Origin of the sequence: Nocardia sp. NPDC047648, from assembly GCF_040642815.1 — a bacterium.
In the GTDB taxonomy this organism is placed as follows: Bacteria; Actinomycetota; Actinomycetes; order Mycobacteriales; family Mycobacteriaceae; genus Nocardia; species Nocardia gamkensis.
The window spans coordinates 128,891-133,231 of the sequence record NZ_JBEYSX010000017.1 but is presented as its reverse complement, the minus strand read 5'-3'; the positions used below and the strand labels follow the sequence as shown (position 1 = coordinate 133,231).

Here is a 4,341-nt window from a genome sequence, read left to right as displayed (position 1 = left end):
TGAAGGGATGCAGTAATGAAGGTCGAAGTCCTCACCCCCTCGTGCAACCTCGACACCGTCCGCGACGGGCGCGGCGGCATTTTCACCTGGGTCCCGCCCGAACCCCTGCTGGAGTTCAACCTGATCTACATGCACCCCGGCAAAGTGCGCGGCCTGCACTACCACCCGCACTTCGTGGAGTATCTGCTGTTCGTGGAGGGCAACGGAGTGCTGGTGACCAAGGACGACCACGAGGATCCGGACTGCCCGGAGGAGTTCATCCACGTGTCCAAGGGCATCTGCACGCGCACACCGATCGGGGTGATGCACACCGTGTACTCGATCACCCCGCTGACGTTCATCGCCATGCTCACCAAGCCGTGGGACGAGTGCGATCCGCCGATCGTGCAGGTGGCGCCGCTGCCGCACACCTTGGAAGGCAACGGCGCGTGAGCAGGCCCGAGCGCCGAAGCGGGCGCGGCGTACAGGCGCGGTGGCGCGAGCTCGCGGCGACCGCCGCGTACACCGGAAAGGACTGCGTGTGAGCCGATTACGTGTGGCCGTGGTCGGCGCCACCGGATACGTGGGCGCCGCGCTGGTCGATGCGCTCGCGAGAAGCGGACGGTGGGAGGTGGTGCCGGTGGTACGCGCCGACCATGAACGTCACCGCGCGGCCGGTCGCTACGACGTGCTGATCAATACCGCCTGCCCGTCGAAAAGGTTCTGGGCCGAGCATCATCCCGACGCCGATCGCCAGGAGACGGTGGACAAGACGCGCCTGCTGCGCGAGCACTGGGACTGGGACCGGTTCGTGCAGATCAGCAGCATCTCCGCGCGCACCCAGCTGGACACCGTCTACGGCCGCCATCGCGCGGAAGCCGAGCAGATGTGTGGCACGCCGGACAGTCTCGTCGTGCGGCTCGGTCCGATGTACGGCGGGGACTACCGCAAGGGCGTGCTGGCGGACATGGCCGCCGACCGTCCGGTGTTCGCCAGCGGCCGCTCGCGCCAGAGCTTCGCCCCGGTGGAGTGGTGCGCCGACTGGATCGCCGCCCACCTCGAGGACACCGGCCTGCGTGAGGTCGGCGCACGCACCACCGTCACGCTGGCCGAGGTGCGCGACGCGGTGGGCTCACGCTCGGAGTTCGCCAAAGATCATGTCGACGACCAGTTCCCGATCACCGCCACCGGCCCGGACTGGCCGGAGGCGGCGGCGGTGATCGACTGGCTGGCCGGGCGGAGGGTCAGCGGTGCGCGGGCGAACTGAGGCGATGCCTGCTGGGGCGCAGATACTTCTCCGCGCACAGCACCAGCAGGAAACGCACGCTGGTCGCGACGTCGCGGGTGCGCATCTTGGACGCGCCCGCGGTGCGGTTGAGGACGTGGATCGGCACCTGCTCGATCCGGAACCCATTGGCGGCGAGAATGTAGAGACTTTCGAAGAAGAAGGAGTATCCGGTCGAACGGACACGATCGAAAGCCGCCACCGGAACGGAGTCCAGCCGGTAGTATCGGAACGCACCGGTGGCATCGTAGGGCATCCGCAGCAGTGTCACGGTGAGGAAATGCCCGACCCGGGTGAGGACCTTGCGGAAGGGAGTCCAGTCGGCGAGGCTGTCCTCTTTCAGATACCGCGATCCGACCACGACGTCGAAACCGGCCGCAGCGGCGCGCAGTGCCGGAAGATACGACGGCGGATGCGCGAAATCGGAATCCATCGTGATGATGTGCCGATATTCTCGCGCATAGGCCCAGCGAATTCCGGCCTGGTGTGCGGAGCCGACGCCTTGGCGTCCGGCCCTGTGCAGCACGTGGATGCGGGGCGCGTGCTGTCGGGCCAGCTCATCGAGCAGATCTCCGGTCCCGTCCGGGGAGTTGTCGTCGACGAACAGGACATCGAAATCGGTGCCTTGTTCCAGGATCTGAGCGAGCAACGGGCCCACGTTGCGACGCTCGTTGTACGTCGGAATCATTACCAGAGTTTTTTCGGAGGCCGCGCTCATGCAATCGAATTCTAATACCGGCAGCGGCCGAAAGATAGGTATTGCCCGCTTTTTGGCTACCCGTTAGTCTCGGGGTTGGAGGTTTGATGAGAAAGGCGCTGATAACCGGCATCACCGGTCAGGACGGGTCTTATCTGACGGAATTCCTGTTGCAGCAAGGATATGAGGTGCACGGGATTATCCGGCGTGCGTCGAATTTCAATACCGACCGGATAGATCACCTGTATTCCGATACGCATTCCCAACGCCGGCTGTTCCTGCACTACGGGGATCTGATGGATTCCAGCAGCCTCAACCGGATCCTGGAGGACGTGCGCCCGGCGGAGATCTACAACCTGGGCGCGCAGTCGCACGTGCACATCTCGTTCCAGATCCCGGAGTTCACCGCCGAGACCAACGCGATCGGCACACTGCGCATCCTGGACGCCATCCGCAAGACCGGCATCGCGACCCGGTTCTACCAGGCTTCGTCCTCGGAGCTGTACGGCGGACTGCACGATGTGGCTCTCAGCGAGGACACCCCGTTCCATCCGCGTTCGCCGTATGCCGTGGCGAAGCTGTACGCGTACTGGATCACGGTCAACCATCGCGAGGCCTACGGGATGTTCACCGTCAACGGCACCTTGTTCAATCACGAATCACCCCGGCGTGGCGAGGTTTTCGTCACCCGCAAGGTGACCCGCGGCGCGGTGCGCATCGCGCAGGGCAAACAGGACAAGCTGTTCATCGGCAATCTGGACGCCCGCCGGGACTGGGGATACGCCAAGGAGTACGTCGAGGCGATGTGGCTGATGCTGCAACAGCCCGAACCCGACGACTACGTGATCGCCACCGGCGAGACGCACAGCGTGCGCGAGTTGTGCGAGACCGCCTTCTCCGCCACGGGAGTCGAATTGATCTGGGAAGGAACAGGTTTGGCGGAGAAGGGAATCGACCGGCGCACCTCGCGGGTGCTGGTCGAGGTGGATCCGACCTATTTCCGGCCCGCCGAGGTGCATCATCTCACCGGAGATCCGAGCAAGGCGCGCGAGAAGCTCGGGTGGGCGCCCCGCACGAGTTTCACCGAACTGGTCGAGTTGATGGTCGCCCACGATATGGAGAACGTGTGAGGCAAGCAGTGGCGGTGCAGGGTTGCCGGGTATGTGGGAACACCCGGCTCGAGACGGTGGTCGACCTCGGCACGATGGCGCTGACCGGGGTGTTCCCGGCCGCCGACCCGACCGAGGTGCCGCGCTACCCGTTGGAGTTGGTGCGCTGCGCGCCCACCGGCAGCGAGGAATGCGGGCTGGTGCAGTTGCGCCACACCGCCGACTTCGACGAAATGTATTCCCCCGGATACGGATACCGCTCCGGACTGAACACATCGATGATCGACCACCTCGCCCACCGGGTGGCGCGGATCCGGCAGCGGGTGCCGTTGTCGCCGGAGGATGTGGTGATCGACATCGGCAGCAACGACGCGACGCTGCTGCGCGCCTACCCCGAAGGGTCGGCGACGATCGTGGGCATCGACCCGCTGGGGGAGAAGTTCCGCCGGTTCTATCCGCCGCACGTGCGGCTGGTGACCGGCTACTTCACCCGCGAGCTGGTCGAATCGGCGTTGGCGGGGCGACGGGCCAAGGTGATCACCTCGATCGCCATGTTCTACGACGTCCCCGCACCGCTGGAGTTCATGCGCGCGGTGTACGACAGCCTCACCGACGACGGCATCTGGGTGCTGGAGCAGAGTTACCTGCCCGCGATGCTGGCCACCACCTCCTACGACACGATCTGTCACGAGCACCTGGAGTACTACACCCTCGACCAGATCGAATGGATGGCGCGGCGTTGCGGCTTCGTGGTGCTCGAGGTGGAACGCAATGCCGTCAACGGCGGCAGCTTCGCGCTCACTCTGGGCAAGCGGGGCGAGCCCTCGCCTGCCGATGCCGCCGCGCTGGATCGCATGCGCCAGGAGGAGTCCACGCTGGGGCTGCACACCGCGCAGCCGTACGCGGACTTCGCCGAACGAGTCGAGCAGCATCGCGAACGGGTCCGCGACTTCTTCGACCGCTCCCGCGAGGCGGGCCTGCGCACGCTCGGTTACGGCGCCTCCACCAAAGGCAACGTGGTGCTTCAGCACTGCGGGATCGGCCCGGAGGACCTGACGTGCATCGCGGAGGTCAACGATGACAAATTCGGCAAGTTCACCCCGGGCAGCGCGATCCCGATCGTGTCGGAGGCACGAGCCCGCGAGCTGGCCCCCGACCAGTTCTTCGTACTGCCCTGGCATTTCCGCACGATGATGCTGGAGCGCGAAAGCGCCTTCCGCGCGGCGGGCGGGCGGCTGGTGTTCCCGCTGCCGGAGCTGGACGTGGTGTGA

5 protein-coding genes are annotated in these 4,341 nt (G+C 65.6%); 4 read left to right on the top strand and 1 reads right to left on the bottom strand.

Annotated elements, in window-relative coordinates; translation table 11 throughout:
* Window positions 1-15: 15 nt before the first annotated feature.
* Both ABZ803_RS29635 and ABZ803_RS29630 read left to right on the top strand, forming a co-directional pair.
* Entirely contained in the window at window positions 16-432 is a 417-nt protein-coding gene (locus ABZ803_RS29635) for a hypothetical protein (protein WP_040867020.1), read from the top strand.
* Window positions 433-520: 88 nt separating this feature from the next.
* Window positions 521-1,246, top strand: coding sequence for an NAD-dependent epimerase/dehydratase family protein (locus ABZ803_RS29630; protein ID WP_357044325.1), 726 nt, complete (start codon window positions 521-523; stop codon window positions 1,244-1,246).
* Here ABZ803_RS29630 and ABZ803_RS29625 read toward each other — a convergent pair.
* Window positions 1,224-1,952, bottom strand: coding sequence for a polyprenol monophosphomannose synthase (locus ABZ803_RS29625; protein ID WP_357044323.1), 729 nt, complete (start codon window positions 1,950-1,952; stop codon window positions 1,224-1,226). The two genes, ABZ803_RS29630 and ABZ803_RS29625, sit on opposite strands and share 23 nt — an antisense overlap.
* Before the next feature lie 113 nt (window positions 1,953-2,065).
* On the opposite strand from ABZ803_RS29625, the gene gmd reads away from it, so the two are divergent.
* Both gmd and ABZ803_RS29615 read left to right on the top strand, forming a co-directional pair.
* Window positions 2,066-3,091: a GDP-mannose 4,6-dehydratase gene (gene gmd, locus ABZ803_RS29620; RefSeq protein WP_357044321.1), complete on the top strand. Its 1,026-nt coding sequence runs from the start codon at window positions 2,066-2,068 to the stop codon at window positions 3,089-3,091.
* Window positions 3,088-4,341: a class I SAM-dependent methyltransferase gene (locus ABZ803_RS29615; protein WP_357044319.1), complete on the top strand. Its 1,254-nt coding sequence runs from the start codon at window positions 3,088-3,090 to the stop codon at window positions 4,339-4,341. The genes gmd and ABZ803_RS29615 overlap by 4 nt, the downstream gene beginning before the upstream one ends.

Coding starts and splice junctions, on each gene's coding strand:
- ABZ803_RS29635 (WP_040867020.1), top strand. CDS start 16: ATGAAGGTCGAAGTCCTCACCCCCTCGTGCAACCTCGACACCGTCCGC.
- ABZ803_RS29625 (WP_357044323.1), bottom strand. CDS start 1,952: ATGATTCCGACGTACAACGAGCGTCGCAACGTGGGCCCGTTGCTCGCT.